Genomic DNA, 19,328 nt, shown 5'->3' with positions numbered 1-19,328 from the left:
GCCTACGGTGAACAGGGCGGGACATCCCAGGACCCGGCAGGACAATCCAGTACCGGCGGGACGTCCAGGGACCGGCGGGACATCCCGGGAGACAGGGAGGAGACCGCCATGGACGAGCGGCACGCCACACTCCGCGTGCTCCCCGCACCGGCCCCCGCCCCCGGCGAGGCGGCCGGCCCGGTCCCGGCCCCCCGCCCGGGCGCGCAGGCCGCCGTGCGTGTGCACGTGATCGGCGAGGACCCGCTCGCCCGCCGCGGCATCACCGCCCTCCTCGAGGGCCACCCCGACATCCGCGTCACCGGCGAGAGCGAACCGGGACCGCCGCTGCTGCGCGCGCTGGCCGCCCTGCCCCCGCACGTCCTGGTCGCCCACGGCGCGCCCGGCGGCGGACAGCTTGCCGCGCCGGCCTTCGGCGGCGGTGACCTGCCGCTGCTGACCCTCGGCGGCCCGGGCCGCACCGACGCCGCCGGCCGGGCGGCCGGCGGCCACCTGCCGGCCACCGCCACCGCCGGGCAGCTGGCCTCCGCGGTCGTCCTGGCCGCCGCCGGATACACCCTGGTGCACGGCCCCACCCCGCCCCCGCCCGGGCGCCGGCCGGCCGTCGGGCCCCTGGCGCCCATCTCGCCCGTCAGCCCCGACCGGCTCACCGACCGCGAGTGCCAGGTCCTGGACCTGCTGGCCCGCGGCCTGTCCAACGGCGAGATAGCCCGGTCGCTGACCCTGTCCGAGCACACCGTGAAGACCCACGTGCAGAACCTGCTGCACAAGCTGCGGCTGCGCAACCGCGTCCACGCCGCGATCTACGCCTTCGAATCCGGCCTGCGCCCCCCGGCCGCCCCCCTGCGCCCGGCCGCCTCCGTGGCCGACGCCCCCTCCGGCTGACCGCCCGCCCACAGCAGCAGCGGCAGCCTCCCGCACACGTCCACGCCCGCGGCCGGCCGGGCGGGTCTGGCCCGAGGGCCCCGTCACGGCAGGAAACGCGGCACAGACGCAAGCGCAGGTGCAGGCGCATGCCGCGCCGGCGTCCTGATCCGTCGCATCCGCATCCGCACCCGCACCCGCACCCGCATCCGCACCCGTACCCCCGCCCGGCCCGGCGGCGGGGGCACAGGGGCACGGGGGCACAGGGGCACAGAGGTGCAAAGGGGTACGGGGTTACGGGGGTTACGGGGGTTACGGTCCGGGCGGGGCGCATCGTTTGGGCCAGCCGATGTCCTCGTCGGACGGCGTGTCCGGTGCGGGAGGGGCGGGGCGGCCGGTGTCCGCCGCCGGGGAGGGGCCGCTGCCGTGCCGGGCGGCGGCCGTCCACGCCGCCCGGGGTGGTGCGCACACCGATGGCCTCATCGTCGACTCCCGGGCGTTGACCTGCGGAGGGGCTCCGCACCCGGCCGGGTGCGCCGGCCGGGTCCTGCCGAGCGTGCCCCGCCGCGCTGGAGGAACGCTGGAGGAGTCCACGAGAGGCGCGTGAGAGGCGCGTGAGAGCGGCACGAGATTCCCGGCGGGAGCCTGGCAAAGGTTTGCCCGCGTGTTGCCCGGCGCCCTACGCTCGGGGCGGCTCCCGGCGAAACTTTCTTGCCCGCTCACCCCAGGGGATTCGGTCATGCTGCGACAGCCCGCGTTCGGACACCGCCTGAAAAAGCTCCGGACGGCCCAGGGGCTGTCGCAGACGGCGCTGGCCGGCGAGGGCATGTCCACCGGCTATCTCTCCCGCCTGGAATCGGGGGCGCGCCAGCCCACCGACCGGGCCGTGGGCTATCTGGCGGGCCGGCTGGGCCTGGACGTCGCCGACTTCGAGGAGCCGGTGACCGGTTCCCTGGCGCACGCGCTGACGCTGGCGTCCTCCACCGGTTCCGCGGACGCCATCGGGGCGCTGCGCGCGGCGCTGGCCGCCGAGGGCCACGAGAGCGCGGTGCTGCGCTGGCAGGCGCTGTGGCTGCTGGCCCGGGCCGCCCGGCTGCAGGGCGACCACGCCGCCGAGCGCGCCGATCTCGACCGGCTGGTCGCGCTCGGCGACGAGGTGGGCTCGGCCGAGCTGCGGGTGCGCGGCCTGACCCGGCTGGCCCGCTGCCTGCGCTCGCTCGGTGAGATCACCCCCGCCCTGGACGCGGCCGTCGCCGCCCACCGGCTCGCCCTGGGCGAGGGGCTGGGCGTGGAGGACCGGGCCGCCGCGCTGCTGGCGCTGGTGTCGGTGCAGGCGGAGGCCGGGCAGGTGCCGGAGGCGCGGGTGCACGCCGACGAACTGGCCGCGCTGGTCGACGGCCGCACCGACGCGCTGTGGGCCGAGGCGATGTGGACGGCCGCCGCCGTCCGGGTGCGCCAGGGCGATCACACCGGGGCGCAGGCCTGCCTGGACGCGGCCCTGGAGCGCTTCGGCAGCCAGGAGGACCTGGTGCTGTGGCTCAGGCTGCGGCTGGCCGCGGGCCGGCTGCACCTGCAGACCCTGCCCCCCGACCCCGCGCGGGCCGAGGCCTGCGCCGCCCAGGCCGAGGCCGCCCTCGCCTTCGTCGGCACGCCCGCCCTGCGCCAGGACCTGACCGCGCTGAAGGCCGATCTGGCGTTCGCCACCGGCCGCTACGACGATGCCCGCGCCCTGCTGGGCGACCTGGCCGGGGACGAGCCGAGGATGACCTACCGCGACCGGGTGCGGCTGGAGATCCTGCGCCAGCAGCTGCTGATCCTGGGCGGCGACGCCTCCGGCGTGGACGGGCTGCGCACCCTGGCGCAGCAGGCCCAGGCGGACGCCAACATCGACCTCGCGGCGGAGATCTGGCGGACCCTCGCGGACGCCCTCGCCCAGTCCCGGCCCGCCCCGGCCGCCCCGGCCGGACCGGCGTGAGCGCCGCCCGCCCCGCCCGGACAGACCGCCGCGGGAGGAAAAGCGGGAGAGGCGGGGGTGGCGGGGGAGTGGAGAGCGGGAGCGGGGGAGCGGGGCGGAATCCGGGCGGGGCGGGCGGCGTACTGGTTCCCGCCGGCCGCGGGGGAGCGTGGTGCGGAATGCGTATTTCTTTTGCCGGATTTCTCGAGGGCGCCTCGCATTTCGGTGGACGCGGCGCAATGCGCCTTGACGCGTGGTGCGGCCCTTCGTGAATCTCGGTACGGTATCGGCCGCTCACGCCCGAAGGGACACCACCGTGGTCAGCAAGAAGAAGAATTCCGCAGGAAACGAGCCGGAGCTCAGCCCCGCATTCGGCAGTGAGATCACCGACGGCCTGGACGAGGACACCGAGACGTCCGTCCTGGGCAGTATCGCCCTGCAGTAGGGGCCGCCGCCGGACGGGAAGGGGGTGGGGCAGGAGACCCGCGGGTTCCCTGCCCCACCCCCTCGCCCGTCCGCCCCGGCGCCCGCCTTCTGCGGTGTCAGGACGCCACGAGTGCCACGCACATCGCGCCCAGCGCCACCGCCTGCAGCACGACCCGGGCGTTGATGACGCTGTCCCAGGTGCGCTGCAGGCCCCGCGCGTTCGGCGAGGTGCGGCAGTCGAGGGCCGCGTCGGTCAGCTCCTTGTTCACCGGCGCGCTCACCTTGTTGTAGACGGCCAGCCACACCACCAGGGCGGCGGCCGCGACGGCGGCCGCGGCGGCCGCCGTCACGTGGCCGCCGAACCCGGCCGCGAGGGCCGTGGCCACCGTGGCGAGCAGGCCGAAGATGCCCGGGACGGGCATCCGGCGGTCCCCGAAACGGTGGATCTGCCCCATGGTGCTGGTCAGCACCGCGTCGTCGACGTGCGCGAGGGCCGGCCGCTGCACGATCGCGGAGAAGACATCGGTGCCGTAGACCACCGCGTTGGCCATCGTGGCCACCACGGCCAGGGTCTGTACGAGGGTTTCCATCACAACCACCCTTGTCCGTCTGCCGGTTGCCACATGGCCTGCCGCCACGTGGATGTGTCAACACCTGGATTTATCAACGCTAGATGTACTGCCGACACTATCAAGTTCAGTGCTTCGAATGCTAGCGTTGACAACTCCAGTGGTCCGCAGGGGATTCCGCAAGAACGACGAGGGAGCACCCCGGGCCGCAGCGGAGTGCCGTCCCCTCCCCGCGGGGACATCCGCCCGGACAGCCACGAGGAGACAGACCCATGGCCCTTGGACGTGCCCGTCGCATACTCATCGCCGGCGGAGGGATCGGCGGCCTGGCCGCGGCCCTCGCGCTCCAGCGCGCCGGCCTTGAGCCCGTCGTCTTCGAACGGGCCGGCGAGCTGCGCGACGGCGGCGCGGGCCTGCACATCTGGACCAACGGCGTGCTCGCGCTGGACTGCCTGGGCGTGGCCGGACAGGTCCTCCAGAGGGCCCCGGCCCAGCAGGTCGCGCACTTCAGCACCCACCGCGGCGAGGTGCTGGGCGCCTGGCCGGTCGGCGACTTCGTCGAGCGCTACGGCGCGCCCACGATCGCCGTCGAGCGCTCCGTCCTGCACGGCGTGCTGCGCGAGGCCCTGCACGGCTCCCCGGTGCGCACCGGGGCCCACGTGATGGGCTTCGAACAGGACGAGGACGGGGTCACCGTACGGTTCGCGGACGGCGGCAGCGAACGGGGCGACCTGCTGATCGGCGCCGACGGCATCCACGGCACGGTCCGCGACGCCCTCTTCGGCCCCGCCCGCAACCGCTACAGCGGCTACATCGCCTGGCGCGGCCGCTCCCCCCTGCAGCACCCGGACATCCCGCCGGGCACCTTCAACGCGATGTTCGGGCCCGGCACCCGCTTCACCTACTACGACGTCGCACCCGGCCTGGTCCACTGGATGAGCGTGGCCAACGGGCCCGCGGGCGGACGCGACGCGCCCGGCGTACGGGAGATGCTGCTGCGCCGCCACCGCGGCTGGGGCGGCCCGGTGGCCGACATCCTCGCCGCCACCCCCGAGGAGGGCATCATCCGCGGCGACGTCGAGGGCCGCAGCCCCGAACGCCGGTGGGGCCAGGGCCGCGTCACCCTGCTCGGCGACGCCGCGCACCCCATCACCTTCAACATCGGCCAGGGCGCCTGCCAGGCCCTGGAGGACGCCCTGGTCCTCGCCGAGCACCTGGAGCACGCCGGCGACCCCGTCGCCGCGCTGCGCCGCTACGAGCGCGAACGCCGCGCCCGTACCGCGCCGCTGCAGCGCATCGCCTGGCGGATCGGGCGGATGGGCGCGGTGCAGAACCCGCTGCTGATCCGGGCGCGCGAGGCGTTCATGCGCAAGAACTGGAACACGAAGGCCTTCGCCGCCGCGGAGAAGGGCCAGGTCGCCTACGGCACCCGCTGGGCCCCGGCCCCCCGCCCGGCCCCCGCCCCGACCGCCACCGTGGACTGACGCCCGCCCCGCGGCCCGGACCCCCTGCCCCGGAACCCCCCCGTTCCAGGCCCGGTTCCGGGCCCCGGCTGTCCTCCCCGCGGCCCCTGGTTCCCGGCCCGGTCCAGCCCGGCCCGGTGGCCGTCCTGCCACCGGCTCCGGGGGCGGCCCGCCCGGCGGGCGTCAGCCGGGCGCCGGGCGCCGCTGCAGAGCGTCCGGCCGGCGCGCCCCGGCCCGCGCCGCCGGATACAGCCCGTCCCAGAGCGGGTCCCCGGGCGGAAACCCCAGGCAGACCAGGACGTTGACCAGCATCCCGTACGCCATGAACGTGGTGGTCTGGCCGGTGTCCGCGCCGAGCGGCCGGTGGACGGTGTCCCACAGCCGCCGCCACTCGGCCCGCACCGCCTCCCCGAACGCCGCGTCACCGTCCGCCTCGCCCGCCGCCACCGCGACGTACACCTGCATCTGCATCAGCAGCCGCTCCGGCTCCTTGACGATGACGCGGGTGTAGGCGTTGGCCATGGCGCGCAGCGCCTCCTCGCCCGCCAGGCCCTCGGTGGCCTCGGTGAACAGCCGGGCGGTGTCGGCCAGGCAGCACCGCGCCGCCGCGAGGAAGAGCGCCCGCTTGCCCGCGAAGAGCCGGAAGAGATACGGCTGCGACACCCCCGCACGCCGGGCGATGGCCTCGGTGGACGTGCCGTCGTACCCGCCCCGGGCGAATTCGCTCACGGCCGCGCGGATGACGCTCCGGCGCCGCTCGTCTGCACTCATCCTCACCATGCCAGCACGTTAGTTGCTGATTGCCGGGCGCCGTAGTGCCGGTCCAGACGCATTCAAGGAATGCGCCAGAGCCCCGTGGCAGATTCACAGAATCGAGCACCGCTCGCCGACCGCCCGATGACCTTTCTCCGGCTCTGAAAACAGCTCTTCGGACCGCTCTCCCGGACCGTTCCGCGGACCGTTCTTCCAGGTCTTCGGACAGCCCTTCCGGCAGCTCTTCCGGCAGTTTCTCCGACGGTTCTTCCGACAACTCAGTGAGGCAGGAACGGGGATGATCGACAATCTCTTCACGATGTTTCCCGGGCAGGGCTCGCAGCGCGCGGGCATGGCCGGGCATCTGCTGCGTGAACACCCCCGCACCGCCGGACGCGTCCTGGCCCGCGCCGAGGACGCGACCGGCCTGCCGCTGACCGCGCTGTGCAGCACCGCGCCGGAGGAGGAGCTGGCCCCGACCGAGATCGCCCAGCCCGCCATCGTCGCCACCAGCCTCGCGGTCCTTCAGATACTGCGCGAGGAGGCGGGTTTCGTGCCCGCCGTGGTGGCCGGGCACAGCCTGGGGGAGTACCCCGCGCTGGTGGCCGCCGGAGTCCTGGAGGCCGATCAGGCGCTGCGGCTGGTGCGCCGCCGGGGCGAGCTGATGGCGGGGGTCTCCCGCCGGGTCGGCGGGGCGATGACGGCCGTACTGGGCCTTGGCGCCGCCCGGATCGAGGAGATCTGCGCGGACTGCGCCCCGCTGGGCGTGGTGGAGATCGCCAACTACAACGAGCCGGGCCAGAGCGTGATCTCCGGGCAGCGCCCCGCGGTCGAGGAGGCCGCCCGCCGGGCGCTGGCCGCGGGCGCCGAACGGGCGGTGGCGCTGAAGGTCTCGGCACCCTTCCACTGCTCCCTGATGCGGGCGATCGAGGACGAGTTCGCCGCCGAACTGGAGCGCGTGCGCTTCAGCGCGCCCCGGCTGCCCGTGATCAGCTCGGTGACCGGCACCCTGGTGCGCGACGGCGGCCACGCCCGCGATCTGCTGCGCCGTCAGCTGGCCGGGCCGGTGCGGTGGGTGGACGTACTGGACGCCGCGGCCACGCACCCCGTGGGCGGCTGCCTGGAGGTCGGTCCCGGCCGGGTGCTCAGCGGCTTCGCCAACCGCACCGGCGTCCACTCAGTGGTGCGCAGCACCCACGACCCGCGCCGGATCTCCGCACTGCTGCGCGAGCTCGGGCAGGAGCCCGCCCCTGGCGCCGCCGCCTGACCCGGCGCGCGGACCGGCCCCCGCCCGCCCCACCGCCCACTCCCACTCCCACTCCCGCTCCCGCCGGCTCCCGCCGGCCCCGGTCCCAGCCCCCTCAGCGCCCCCCGTGCCCCCGCCCCGCCCGTCCAGTCCCGTCCCGCCTCCGCCCCTCTTCCCTCCGCCTCTCCTCCCTTCTCTTCTCTTCTTTTTCCTCTCCCGTCCGCCGGTGCGGGCCCCCGGGCCGGTACCGGCGGAACGACCCATCCGAAAGGCAGCCAACGGTGTCCGAAACCCTGACCCCCACCTCGACCGACTACTTCTCCGCGGTCCAGGCCGCCATCGCCGACGCCCTGGGCATCGACGAGGCCGAGGCCGTGCCCGAGGCGACCCTGCTCGGGCAGCTGGGTGCCGAGTCGATCGACCTGCTCGACATCCTCTTCCGTATCGAGCGCGCGACCAAGGTGAAGATCACCGTGGCCGACATCGCCGCCCTGCTGCAGGGCGGCATCCCCGACGAGGAGTTCGGCGACGAGAACGAGGTCGTCAACGACACCGGCCTCACCCATCTGGAGAAGGTCCTGCCGCAGTTCGACCGCAGCCAGCTCAGCGAGCCGCTGACCGCCGAGGGCGTGCTGGGCCTGTTCACCGTGCAGAACCTCACCGACCTGCTGACCGAGCGGGCCGCGGCCCAGCACGCCGCCTGAACCCGGACCCCTCCCCCCGGGGCCGGTGGCGGTGCGGGCCAACGGCGTCCCGCACCCCCGCCGCCCCTCCCGCCCGCGCGGGCCCCGGCCGGCCACCGCCCCCTCGTAGCAGAAACGGGAAGAGACAGATGAAGCTGAAGGACCGCACCGCCCTGGTCACCGGTGCCTCACGCGGCATCGGCCGGGCCATCGCCCTGGCCCTGGCCGAGCAGGGGGCGGCCGTCGCCGTCAACTACCGCTCCCGCCAGGAGGACGCCGCCGCGGTCGTCAAGGAGATCGAGACGGCGGGCGGCCGGGCCGCGGCCGTCGGCGCCGACGTCGCCGACCCGCAGCAGGCCGCCCGCCTGGTGCAGGAGGCCACCCGCCTCCTGGGCCCCCTCGACATCCTCGTCAACAACGCGGGCACCAGCGACGACGGCCTCATCTACGACGCGCCGCCGGACGCCTGGCTGAACGTCATGAAGACCAACTTCGGCGGCGCCTGGCACTGCACCCACGCCGTCCTGGAACAGTTCATGGCCCGCGGCGACGCCACCATCGTCAACATCTCCTCCGCGATGGGCGAACGCGGCTGGATCGGCCAGGCCAACTACTCGGCCTCCAAGGGCGCGCTGAACTCCTTCACCCGCTGCGCCGCCGTCGAACTCGCCCGCTTCGGCATACGGGTCAACGCGGTCCTGGCCGGGTTCACCCCGACCGAACTCGTGGACGGCGTGCTGCAGCGCGACGGCGGCAAGAGCATCAAGCGGCAGATCCCGCTGCGCCGGTTCGCCACCGCCGACCAGGTCGCCGCGGCCGCGGTGTTCCTGGCCGGCCCCGACTCCGGCTACACCACCGGCGAACTGCTCTGCGTGGACGGCGGGTTCTCCGCCCAGCTCGGCATCGGCCGCCCGTAACGGACGCGCGAGGGAACGGAAGAAGAGACGACGATGCGATTCCATCTGATCGACCGGATCGAGACCTGCGCGCCCCGCGAGCACATCACCGCGCGCAAGGTCACCTCCGCCGAGGAGACCTACTGGCAGGACACCGGCGACGGACCCGCGCTGCCCTTCGGGCTGGCCCTGGAGGCCCTGTGCCAGTCCGCCACCTGGCTGATCATGCTCTCCACCGACCACCGGCTGCGCGCCGCGCTGCTGGCGGTCGGCGAGGCCACCGCGCACCGCCCGGTGCGCCCCGGCGAGGTGCTGCGCATGCACGTCACCGTCGCGTCGATGACCGAGGAGGCCGCCCTGCTGGACGGCACCGTCACCGTGGACGGCGAGAACGTCCTCGAGGCGAGCGGCATCCTGTGCGCGCTCATCGACGCCGAACGCCTCGACGACCCGGCCGCCACCCGGCGCATGGCGCACCAGCTGCAGGGCGGGGGGCCGGTGGGATGACCCGAGTAGCCATCACCGGCGTCGGCGCCGTCACCCCGCTGGGCAACGACGCCGGCACCACCTGGCAGGGCCTGGCCGCCGGCCGCAGCGGCGTCGGGCCGCTGACCACCTTCGACGCGGCCGGCTTCCCGGTCCGTATCGCCGCCCAGGTCAAGGACTTCGACCCGGCCGCGGCGATCCCGGCCCGCATCGGACGCAAACACCTCTCCCGGGTGGGCCTGTTCGGTGTCGCGGCCGCCTGGGAGGCGCTGCGCTCCGCACGGGCCGAGGACCTGGGGGAGGAGGTGTACGACCCCGGCGAGCGCGGGGTGGCGATGGGCGCGAGCGTCGGCCGCCCCGAACTGCAGGCCCTCCTGGACGTCGGCCACCTGCGCGCCACCACCGGCCGCGCGGACGCGTTCTTGTGCCACCCCCCGGCCGTCACCCTCACCGACGACCAGAACGTGCCGCTGAGCGCGATGGCCCGGATGATGTCCGCGACCGGGCCGATGATCGGGATCTCCACCGCCTGCTCAGGCTCCGGGCACGCCATCGGGGAGGCCTACCGCGCCATCCAGGAGGGCGACGCCCGGCTGATGGTCGCCGGCGGCTACGACTCCCTGACCACCTGGCTCGACCTGCTCGGCTTCAGCCTGCTGGGCGCGCTGACCGACCGTCACAACGACGATCCCGAGCACGCCTCGCGGCCCTTCGACGCCGACCGCTCCGGCTTCGTGATCGGCGAGGGCGCCGTCGCCGTCGTCCTCGAAGACCTCGACGCCGCCCGCGAGCGCGGCGCGCCCATTCTGGGCGAGGTCCTCGGCTACGGCTCCACCCTCAACGCCTGGCGCATCACCGACTCCCCGCCGGACGGCTCCGGCGCCGTCCAGGCCATGGAGGCGGCGATCGGCGAATCCGGGCTGGGCACCGCCGGCATCGACTACGTCGTCGCGCACGGCACCAGCACCCACGGCAACGACCAGTCCGAGACGGTCGCCATCAAGAAGGTCTTCGCCGACGACGCCCGCCGTCTGGTGGTCAGCGCCCCCAAGTCGATGGCCGGCCACCTCACCTCCGCCAGCCTGGGCCTGGGCGTGCTGGCCGCGCTCGGCGCGATCCGCCACTCCCTGGTCCCGCCCACCGTCAACCTCGACCGGCCCGACCGCGGCCTGGACCTCGACTACGTGCCGCACACCGCCCGCCCGATGCCGGTGGCGGCGGCCCTGATCAACGCGTTCGCGTTCGGCGGCAGCAACACCAGCCTCGTCGTCGGCGCCCCGCGGGAGGACACATGACCACCACCGTCCCCGCCGCGGGACCCACCCCCACCCCCGCCCCCGTCCCCGCCGCGGGGTCCGCGGCCGTCACGGCCGGCGCCCTCTCCGGCGCGGGTTCCACGGCCGCCGCCGTGCCCGGCGGCGGGCTGGGCGGGTTCGACCGGCTGCTGGAGGCCGTCGTCGGCGAGCGGGCGGCGGCCGTGCGCAACGTGCCCGCCACCCTGACCTGCTTCACCGACCACTTCCCGCGCCACCCCGTGCTGCCCGGCGTGCTGCTGCTGGAGAGCATGGCCGCGCTCGCCCGCACCGCCGCGGGCCCCGGCACCTGGCGCCTGGCCGCCGTGCGCGGCGTGCGCTTCAAGCACTTCGTCGGCCCCGGCGACCAGGTCCACCTCACCGTCGAGGTGACCGCTCACGGCCCGCACCGCACCGAGTGCCGGGCCACCGCCCGGGCCGGCGGCCGGGTGGTCGCCACCGCCCGCGTCCTGGCCCTGGTCAGCGACGAGACGACCCGGGAGGGCACAGCATGAGCGAGCAGCGCCGCGTGATGGTCACCGGCATCGGCCTGATGACCGCGATCGGCCAGAGCGCCGCCGAGACCTGGCACAGCCTGCTGGAGGGCCGCTGCGGCATCGGACCGCTGCGCGCCTACGACCCCGCCCCGCTGCGCACCGGCATCGGCGCCGAGATCCCCTCCTTCACCCCCGCCCAGTGGGCCTCGCGGCGCACCCTGCGCATGCTGTGCCGCGGCGACCAGCTCGCCCTGGCCGGCGCCACCCTCGCCCTGCAAGATGCGGGCCTGGACGACGGGAGCGACCTGGGCCACCGCACGGGCCTGTTCCTGGGCAGCAACAAGGAAATGCCCCGCATGGACGAGCTCATCACCCAGCTGCAGGCCGTCCGCGCCGACGACGGCACCCCCGACCTGCACCAGCTCGGGCAGAGCGCCTCCTCGGTGATCGCCCCGCTGTTCTTCGTCGAGGGACTGCAGCCCGCCGCCGCCTTCCACATCTCCGAGAAGTACGGCATCCGCGGCGCCAACGCCTACTTCGCCGGCACCGCCGACTCCGGCGCGATGGCGATCGGCCGGGGCATGCGCACCGTACGCCGCGGCGAGGCCGACATCGTGCTCGCGGGCGGCTACGACGACGCCACCGGCTGGTGGGCGATGTCCAAGATGGACGGCCTGGGCGTCCTGAGCACCCGCACCGACCTGGGCACCGAGGCCTTCAGGCCCTTCGACCGCGACCGCTCCGGCTCGGTCTTCGGCGAGGGCGCCGCCCTCCTGGTCCTGGAGGAACGCGCACACGCCCTGGCCCGCGGCGCCCGCTGCTACGCCGAGATCACCGGCTTCGGCGCCGGCAACGACTGCGTCCGCCCGCCCAGCCCCCAGCCCCGCGCCCGCGGCCTGGCCCGCGCCATCGGCCGCGCCCTCGCCGATGCCCAACGGCCCTTCCCCGACGCCAGCTACATCGCCGCGCACGGCTGCGCCACCCTGCAGGGCGACGCCAGCGAGACCGTCGCCCTGCACGACGCCCTGGGCACGGCCGCCAAGTCCGCCCAGATCAGCAGCGTCAAACCGCAGACCGGACACCTCGTCGGCGGCGCCGGCGCGCTGAACGCGGCCGTCGCCGCCCTCGCCCTGGACAGCGGCACGGTGCCCGCCACCCTCAACCTCCACCACCCCGCCGCCGAGTGCGACCTCGACTACGTCCCCCTCACCCCCCGCCGCACCCGGCCCGACAGCGCCCTGGCCCTGGCCCGCGGCCTGGAGGGCCAGGCCGTCGCCCTCGCCCTGGGACGGACCTCATGACCGACACACCCGCAACACCCGCCATATCCGAAAGGAGTGCGGCCATGACCGACGTCCACGACCGCGCCGTACGGCCGGACACCGCGGCCCGGCCCCGGACCGTGGTGGTCTGCGGTGTCGGCGCCGTGACCGCCCAGGGCGAGGGCGCCGCCGCGCTGTGGGAGGGCATCCGGGCCGGGCATTCGGCCATCGGCCCGGTCACCGGCATGCCGATGGACGGCTACGGCACGGCCATCGGCGGCGAAGTGCCCCCCCTGTCCCGGCCCGCCTACGACTACCTGGCCGCCTTCGGCGGCAGCGAGCGGGAACCGGCCGTCGACTTCGCGCTGACCGCCGCCGCCGAAGCCCTCCAGGAGGCGGGCCTTGCGGGCCTGCCCGCCGAACGCTGGGGGGTGGCGTTCGGCTCCTGCAACGGCGGCCTGCGCAGCGCCGAGAAACTCGCCCGCCGCAGCCGCGAGGGCACCGCCCGCCCCGACGACGCCCTGCACTACCTGCTGGTCCCGCCGCAGGCCATCGCCGAGGCACTCAGCGCCGCCTTCGCTCTCAAGGGGCCGGCCCTGTCCGTCAACACCGCCTGCGCCTCGGGCGCGCACGCCATCGCGCACGCCGCCGAGGCGATCGCCGCAGGCCGCGCGGACGCGATGCTCGCCGGCGGCAGCGACGCCTTCACCGAGACCGCGTTCGCCGGCTTCACCAGCCTCCAGTCGCTGTCCGCCAAACCCGCCGCCCCCTACTCCAAGGACCGCGACGGCCTGTCCCTGGGCGAGGGCGCGGGCATGCTGGTGCTGGCCGAGGAGTCGGTGGCCCGCGCCGCGGGCGCCCCCGTCCTGGCGGAGGTCCTGGGCTACGGCCTGTCCGCCGACGGCTACCACGCCACCGCCCCGCACCCCGAGGGCGAAGGCGCCGCCCGCGCCATCCGCGGCGCCCTGAAGGCCGCCGGCATCACCCCGGGGGACGTCGGCTACATCAACGGCCACGGCACCGGCACCCCCAAGAACGACTCCGCCGAGTCCAACGCGGTACGCGCCGCGTTCGGCGAGGCCGCCCAGAAGACCGCCCTGAGCAGCTCCAAGTCGATGATCGGCCACCTGCTGGGTGCGGCCGGCGCGGTCGAGGCCATCGTCACCGTCAAGGCCCTGGTCGAACAGACCGCCCCGCCGACCGCCAACTTCACCGGCACCGACCCCAAGTGCGGCCTGGACGCGGTCCCCGACACCGGCCGCGAACTGGCCATGAACGCCGCCCTGTCCAACAACTTCGCCTTCGCCGGCGCCAACGCCTGCGTCGCCTTCGGCTGGCCCTCCGGACGGCGCTTCACCGTCCCCGCCCCGCCCGCCGCCGAGAAGGTCGTCATCACCGGGGGCGCCGCCCTCACCCCCGCCGGCGAAGGCCTTCAGGCGCTGTGGGACGCCTGGCGGCAGGGGCGGCGGCTGGGCACCGACGAGGACGGCCTGCGCGTGGCCCGCGCCGTCTTCGACCCCGCCGCCCACATCGGCGCCCGCGACCGGCGCCGCATGGACCGCCTCTCTCAGCTGGCCGTCGCCTCCTGCCGCGCCGCCCTCGCCCACGCCGGCCTTCACGCCGACGAGCACACCGGGGTCGTCCTGGGCACCGGACTGGGCCCGATGCGCAGCATCGAGGACTTCCTGCTGCCGGTGCTGGGCGGCTGCCCCGCCCACGGCAGCCCCGCCGTCTTCCCCAACACCGTCTTCAACGCCGCCGCCGGCCAGGTCGCCATGCACGTCGGCGCCAAGGGCCCCACCTCCACCGTCACCACCGGCCATGCCGCCGGCGCCTCCGCCCTGACCGTCGCCCACGACCTGCTGCTGCAGCACCGCGCCGAGGCGGTGCTGTGCCCGGCGGTCGAGGACCTCTCCCCGGGCGTGCTGGCCGCCTACCGCCAGCTGCCGCTGTTCGACGACACCGGCTACACCCTGGCCGAGGCCGGCATCGCCCTCGTCCTGGAACGCGAATCCAGCGCCCGCGCCCGCGGCGCCCGCATCCTGGCCGAGTTCGCCGGCCACGCCGCCGCCGGCGACGCGGCCGGCATCGGCCGCTGGAACAGCGAGGGCGAGGGCGTCGAGCGCGCCATGCGCGCCGCCCTCGCCCACGCCGGCCTCACCCCCGGCGAGCTGACCGGCATCTGGGCCAACGCCGCCGGCCTCACCCGCGCGGATGCCCCCGAGGCCCTCGCCACCGGCCGGCTGGCCGCCGAGGCCGGCTGCCCGGTGCACACCCCCAAACAGACCCTGGGCGAACCGGTCGGCGCGGGCGCCCAGCTGGCCGCCCTCCTCGCCCTCACCGCCTGGAGCACCCCGGCCGGCGGCATCCCGGCCGGGCCGGTGCTCATCAACAGCTCCTCACTCGGCGGCACCCACATCAGCCTCGTCCTGCGTCCCGCAACGGAGAACTGACCATGCCCCACACCCCGCCGGCCCCGCCCGCCGAACCCCGCGCACGCCATGTCTCGGTCCTGGCCACCGGCGCCCACCTGCCGGGCGAGGCCCTCGACAACGACACCCTCGCCCGCTTCTGCGGCCCGCTGCCCGCCGACGTCCTGGACGGCATCCAGGTCCAGCGCCGGCACTGGATGGTCGACCCGGCCACCGGCGCCCACACCACCAGCACCTCGCAGATGGCCACCGCCGCCGCCCGCCAGGCCCTGGAACGGGCCGGCGTCCAGGCCGGCGAGATCGACCTGATCGTCCTGTCCACCGCCAGCCCCGACTACCTCCTGCCCGTCGCCGCCACCTACGTCCAGCAGCAGCTCGGCCTGGAGGACTGCGCGGTCATCGAGGTCCGCGCCGGCTGCGTGGGCGCCGTCCAGGCCCACGACATCGCCCGCCGGCTGCTCGCCGACGGCACCTACACCACCGCCCTGGTCATCGGCGCCGAAGCCGTCTCCCCGCTGCTGGCCCCCGTCTTCCTGGGCCGCGACCCCGAACGCGTACGGATGCGCGACCGGCTGACCGTCTACACCTTCGGCGACGGCGCCGGCGCCCTGGTGCTGCGCGCCGGCGAGGAGGGCTCCGCCCACGGCCGCCGGCGCCCCGTCTTCGCCACCCGCTCCCTGGGCGGCGCCCGCAAACCCGGCATGCTCATCGTCGGCGGCGGCACCGACGCCCCCCTCGCCGAACAGCAGCGCCGCCCCCGCCTGATGGACATCCGCCTCGACATCCCCGGCACCGCCCAGTTCGGCCCCCGCGTCTTCGTCGAGGGCATCCACGACCTGCTCACCCGCTCCCGCCTGGCCCTGGCCGACCTCGACGCGTGCGTGCTGCCCGAGGGCAACGCCGAGTACTTCGCCAGCGAGTACGCCGCCGCCGGGCTGTCGGCCGCCGACCAGGCCACCCTGAGCAAAACCATCGTGGAGAACCTCACCGACGTCGGCGCCACCGGCTCCGCCGCCGTCCCCCTCGCCCTCGACGCCGGCTGGCGCGAGGGCCGCATCCGCCCCGGCGACACCGTCCTGCTGCTGGCCATCGAGGCCAGCCGCTACCTGTACGCGGGCCTCACCCTCACCTGGGACGCCCCCTTCCCCGGCCACTGACCCGCCCCGCGCCCCCGCCCCTGTCACCTGCGCCCCCGCACCCGCGGGGCGCCGAGACCGAAGGACGAGAGAACGTGTCGATACAAGAGACGGAGCGCACCGCCCGCAGCGTGGAGGAACGCAACAAGAAGACCATCCGCCGGGTCTTCGACGCCTTCGTCAACCAGGGCGACTTCTCCGTCGTCGACGAGATCTACAGCCCCCACATGGTCGACCACCAGCCGCTGCCCGGCGCCCCCGAAGGCCTCGAAGGCGTCCGCTACACCATCGCCGGCCTGCGCGAGGGCTTCCCCGACCTGCACGTGACCATCGAGGACATGAGCGCCCACGGCGACCACGTCGTCATCCACAACACCTGGCGCGGCACCCACCTCGGCGACTTCCTCGGCGCGCCGCCCACCGGACAGGCCATCGAGTTCACCGGCGTCGTGGTGTGGCGGCTGCTGGCCGACGGCCTGATCGCCGAACGCTGGGGCATCGGCGTGGAGTCCAACATGCTGGCCGTCCTCGGCCTGCGCCGGCTCGCCCCCGCCGCCCGCAACGGCGCCCGCACCGCGGCCCGCCGCACCGTCACGAGCGCCGGCGCCCTGCTGCCGCTGCCGCCCGGCGCCGCCGGCGCCTGGCGCGCCCTTCAGGCCGAGCTCGCCGGGCAGCGGCTGCGCGCCTACGAGGCCTCCCGGCGCCGCGCGGGCATCCTCCAGGAGTCCTTCGCCCTCCAGCCCCTGGGCAGCCAGGACGTGCTGGTCCACCGGATCGAGGCCCGCGACCCGCAGGGCGCCGCCCGCCGGCTGGCGGCCTCCGCCGACCCCTTCGACTCCTGGCTGCGCCAGGAAGCGGCCGCGGTGCTGGGCACCGACCCGTGGACCCACCTGGCCGCCAACGCCGCCCCGGAGGGCCACACCTGGATGTCCGTCACCAGCGAACTGACCACCGCCGACTGACGGGCCGTCCGAGCACCGGGGGACCGGCACCCCACCACTTCTCTAGCAAAGACACCGACACTGTCACTGCTAGACGTCACTGCTAGACGGTCACTGCTAGACGACAACCGCCCCGTGCACGGCTCAGGAAGGAACCGATGATGCGGCAACGAAAACTCGGCAGCCAGGGGCTGGAGGTCTCCGAGCAGGGACTCGGCTGCATGGGCATGACCTTCGCCTACGGGCCCGCCGACGACCAGGAGGCCCTGCGCACCGCGCACCGCGCCCTGGAACTGGGCGTCAACCTCCTGGACACCGCGGACTTCTACGGCCCGCACAGCAACGAGGAGTTCGTCGCCCGCGTCATCGCCGGCCGCCGCGACAGCATCACCGTCTCCTCCAAGGTCGGCAACGAAGTCACCGCCGACGGCACCATCACCGGCCGCCTCAACGGCCGCCCCGACTACATCCGCACCTCCATCGACGCCACCCTGCGCCGGCTGGGCACCGACCGCCTCGACCTGTACTACCTGCACCGCGTCGACCCCGCCGTCCCCGTCGAGGAATCCACCGGCGCACTCGCCGACCTCGTCACCGCCGGCAAGGTGCGCCACCTCGGCATCTGCGAGGCATCGGCCGCCACCATCCGCCGCGCCCACGCCGTGCACCCGCTCACCGCCGTACAGACCGAGTACTCCCTGTCCACCCGCGACGTCGAGGCCAACGGCGTCCTTGCGGCCGTCCGCGAACTGGGCATCGGCTTCGTCGGCTACAGCCCGCTGGGCCGCGGCCTGCTCACCGGAGCCATCCGCAGCCTCGACGCCCTCGCCGAACACGACTTCCGCCGCGTCGTGCCCCGCTTCCAGCAGGGCAACCTCGAGACGAACCTGCACATCGTGGAACGGCTGCAGGCGCTGGCCGCCGCCAAGAAGATCACCGCCGGACAGCTCGCGCTGGCCTGGGTGCTCGCCCAGGGCGACGACGTCGTCGCCATCCCCGGCACCAAACGCGTCACCTACCTGGAAGAGAACCTCGCCGCCTGTGCCGTCGAGCTGAGCGCGGACGACCTCGCGGCCCTCGACGAGATCGCCCCCCACGGCTCCACGGCGGGCGACCGCTACCCCGTCGGTGCCATGGCCACCCTCGAGGGCTGACCCCCGACCCCGGCCCGCGGGCCCCCGAAGGCGAAGTGAGTGCGATATCCATGGCGAACATCACGATCATCGGCGGCGGACTGGCCGGCCTGACCGCGGCGATCTCCGCCGCCGAACAGGGCGCCCGCGTCACCGTCCACGAGGCCCACTCCCACACCGGCGGCCGCGCCCGCTCGGCCGCCGGCCCCTACGTCACCAACGACGGGCCGCACACCTTCTTCGACAACGGCGACGCCTGGCACTGGCTGCTGCAGCGCGGACTGGCCGGCCGCTACGTGCGGCTGTCCTTCCACGAGTGGACCCGGATGCGCTTTCGCCACCAGGGCCGGCTGCGGATGACCCTGCCGTCCGGCTACATGAAGATGACCTGGCGCCACCGCGGCATCGAGGTACCCGTCGACCGCTCCTTCCAGGACTGGGCCAGCGAACGCTTCGCCCAGCAGACCGTGAACGAGGCCCTCGGCTTCCTCGGCCCGATCCTCTTCGACGGCGACCCCGGACGGCTGTCGGCGGCCTTCGTGTGGGAGCGGCTGCTGCGCGTGGGCACCCCCCGCTTCCCGCTGCCCAGCCGCTACTTCATCGGCGGCTGGGGCGCGCTGATCGCCCGCATGGAACGCGTCGCCCGCGCCCGCGGCGTGGTCATCGAGACCGGCTCACGGCTGAGCGAACTGCCCGCCGGCGGACCGGTGATCGTGGCGACCTCGCTGGCCTCCGCACGCAGCCTGCTCGGCGACCCCGGCCTTGAATGGCCCAGCGGCACCGCCGCCCTGCTGGACATGGCCGTCACCCACTCCAAGAAGGACGGCAACGTCTCCTTCGACATGGACGAGGGCGGCTTCACCTCCCAGTACTCCGACCACGACCCCTCCCTCGCCCCGAAGGGCCAGGCCCTGTTCCAGGGACAGATGCCGCTGCGGCCCGGCGAGTCGAAGGCCGACGCCCTCGCCCGGCTGGAGAAACTCTTCGACCTGACCACCCCCGGCTGGCGCACCCGCATCCTGTGGCGCCGCGAAGGCGTCTCCCGCGGCCGCACCGGCGCCCTGGACCTGCCCGGCCTCAGCTGGCGGGACCGGCCCGCCGTCGACCGCGGGGACGGCGTGTACCTGGCCGGCGACAGCGTCGCCGCCCCCGGCATCCTCGCCGAGACCTCCATCAACAGCGCCCTGCGGGCCGCCCAACTCGCCGTGCACGCCCGCCCGGCGGCACACCGTTCCACGGTGCTCGGGCGTTGAGTCCCCCTTCGCGTCCCACCCCACCCTGTTAGGGAGCGCAGCACA

General features: G+C 74.9%; 18 protein-coding genes. 16 read left to right on the top strand and 2 right to left on the bottom strand.

Annotated elements, in window-relative coordinates; all coding sequences use genetic code 11:
• The first annotated feature begins 108 nt into the window (after positions 1–108).
• The 3 genes from ACFZDJ_RS29240 to ACFZDJ_RS29230 all read left to right on the top strand — a co-directional run bounded on the left by ACFZDJ_RS29240 (position 109) and on the right by ACFZDJ_RS29230 (position 3,260).
• Complete coding sequence (locus ACFZDJ_RS29240; protein WP_391063203.1) at positions 109–882, top strand: LuxR C-terminal-related transcriptional regulator; 774 nt, start codon at positions 109–111, stop codon at positions 880–882.
• A 718-nt stretch (positions 883–1,600) separates the two neighbouring features.
• A complete protein-coding gene (locus ACFZDJ_RS29235; RefSeq protein WP_390939318.1) occupies positions 1,601–2,836 on the top strand; it encodes a helix-turn-helix domain-containing protein in 1,236 nt (411 codons plus the stop codon).
• A 295-nt stretch (positions 2,837–3,131) separates the two neighbouring features.
• Positions 3,132–3,260: a hypothetical protein gene (locus ACFZDJ_RS29230; RefSeq protein WP_390939316.1), complete on the top strand. Its 129-nt coding sequence runs from the start codon at positions 3,132–3,134 to the stop codon at positions 3,258–3,260.
• 97 nt (positions 3,261–3,357) lie between these two features.
• Here ACFZDJ_RS29230 and ACFZDJ_RS29225 read toward each other — a convergent pair whose 3' ends face one another.
• Positions 3,358–3,831, bottom strand: coding sequence for a DUF1772 domain-containing protein (locus ACFZDJ_RS29225; protein WP_391063200.1), 474 nt, complete (start codon positions 3,829–3,831; stop codon positions 3,358–3,360).
• 251 nt (positions 3,832–4,082) lie between these two features.
• Between ACFZDJ_RS29225 and ACFZDJ_RS29220 the strand changes: the two genes are divergently transcribed.
• Positions 4,083–5,294: an FAD-dependent monooxygenase gene (locus ACFZDJ_RS29220; protein ID WP_391063197.1), complete on the top strand. Its 1,212-nt coding sequence runs from the start codon at positions 4,083–4,085 to the stop codon at positions 5,292–5,294.
• 162 nt (positions 5,295–5,456) lie between these two features.
• Here ACFZDJ_RS29220 and ACFZDJ_RS29215 read toward each other — a convergent pair whose 3' ends face one another.
• Positions 5,457–6,053, bottom strand: coding sequence for a TetR/AcrR family transcriptional regulator (locus ACFZDJ_RS29215; RefSeq protein ID WP_180362323.1), 597 nt, complete (start codon positions 6,051–6,053; stop codon positions 5,457–5,459).
• A 271-nt stretch (positions 6,054–6,324) separates the two neighbouring features.
• Here ACFZDJ_RS29215 and fabD point away from each other — a divergent pair, with 271 nt between their 5' ends.
• From fabD to ACFZDJ_RS29155, 12 genes are all read left to right on the top strand, one after another.
• Positions 6,325–7,293, top strand: coding sequence for an ACP S-malonyltransferase (fabD, locus tag ACFZDJ_RS29210; protein WP_391063194.1), 969 nt, complete (start codon positions 6,325–6,327; stop codon positions 7,291–7,293).
• A gap of 260 nt (positions 7,294–7,553) precedes the next feature.
• Entirely contained in the window at positions 7,554–7,976 is a 423-nt protein-coding gene (locus ACFZDJ_RS29205) for an acyl carrier protein (protein WP_225900738.1), read from the top strand.
• Between the two features lie 128 nt (positions 7,977–8,104).
• On the top strand, positions 8,105–8,872 hold the full coding sequence (locus tag ACFZDJ_RS29200) for an SDR family NAD(P)-dependent oxidoreductase (RefSeq protein ID WP_075032275.1): 768 nt from the start codon (positions 8,105–8,107) through the stop codon (positions 8,870–8,872).
• A 33-nt stretch (positions 8,873–8,905) separates the two neighbouring features.
• On the top strand, positions 8,906–9,358 hold the full coding sequence (locus ACFZDJ_RS29195; RefSeq protein WP_391063191.1) for a 3-hydroxylacyl-ACP dehydratase: 453 nt from the start codon (positions 8,906–8,908) through the stop codon (positions 9,356–9,358).
• Positions 9,355–10,632, top strand: a complete 1,278-nt coding sequence (locus ACFZDJ_RS29190; RefSeq protein ID WP_391063188.1) for a beta-ketoacyl synthase N-terminal-like domain-containing protein — start codon at positions 9,355–9,357, stop codon at positions 10,630–10,632. Before ACFZDJ_RS29195 ends, ACFZDJ_RS29190 begins: the two co-directional genes overlap by 4 nt.
• Entirely contained in the window at positions 10,629–11,144 is a 516-nt protein-coding gene (locus ACFZDJ_RS29185) for a 3-hydroxyacyl-ACP dehydratase FabZ family protein (RefSeq protein ID WP_391063186.1), read from the top strand. The genes ACFZDJ_RS29190 and ACFZDJ_RS29185 overlap by 4 nt, the downstream gene beginning before the upstream one ends.
• Positions 11,141–12,427 (top strand): beta-ketoacyl synthase N-terminal-like domain-containing protein, encoded by a 1,287-nt coding sequence (locus ACFZDJ_RS29180; protein ID WP_391063184.1) that lies wholly within the window; start codon positions 11,141–11,143, stop codon positions 12,425–12,427. Before ACFZDJ_RS29185 ends, ACFZDJ_RS29180 begins: the two co-directional genes overlap by 4 nt.
• A 44-nt stretch (positions 12,428–12,471) precedes the next feature.
• Positions 12,472–14,841, top strand: coding sequence for a beta-ketoacyl synthase N-terminal-like domain-containing protein (locus tag ACFZDJ_RS29175; protein ID WP_391063181.1), 2,370 nt, complete (start codon positions 12,472–12,474; stop codon positions 14,839–14,841).
• 2 nt (positions 14,842–14,843) lie between these two features.
• On the top strand, positions 14,844–15,977 hold the full coding sequence (locus ACFZDJ_RS29170; protein WP_391063178.1) for a 3-oxoacyl-[acyl-carrier-protein] synthase III C-terminal domain-containing protein: 1,134 nt from the start codon (positions 14,844–14,846) through the stop codon (positions 15,975–15,977).
• A 74-nt stretch (positions 15,978–16,051) separates the two neighbouring features.
• Positions 16,052–16,918 carry an ester cyclase gene (locus ACFZDJ_RS29165; protein WP_391063175.1) on the top strand — a complete coding sequence of 289 codons (867 nt, stop codon included), beginning with the start codon at positions 16,052–16,054 and terminating at the stop codon, positions 16,916–16,918.
• A 140-nt stretch (positions 16,919–17,058) separates the two neighbouring features.
• Complete coding sequence (locus ACFZDJ_RS29160) at positions 17,059–18,051, top strand: aldo/keto reductase (RefSeq protein ID WP_391063387.1); 993 nt, start codon at positions 17,059–17,061, stop codon at positions 18,049–18,051.
• 50 nt (positions 18,052–18,101) lie between these two features.
• Positions 18,102–19,283, top strand: coding sequence for an FAD-dependent oxidoreductase (locus ACFZDJ_RS29155; RefSeq protein ID WP_390939295.1), 1,182 nt, complete (start codon positions 18,102–18,104; stop codon positions 19,281–19,283).
• Positions 19,284–19,328: the final 45 nt, after the last annotated feature.

Origin of the sequence: Streptomyces sp. NPDC007896, assembly GCF_042959425.1 — a bacterium.
Lineage (GTDB): Bacteria > Actinomycetota > Actinomycetes > Streptomycetales > Streptomycetaceae > Streptomyces.
Note: the sequence above shows the minus strand (reverse complement) of the source record. Positions and strands in the feature narration are given on the sequence as shown.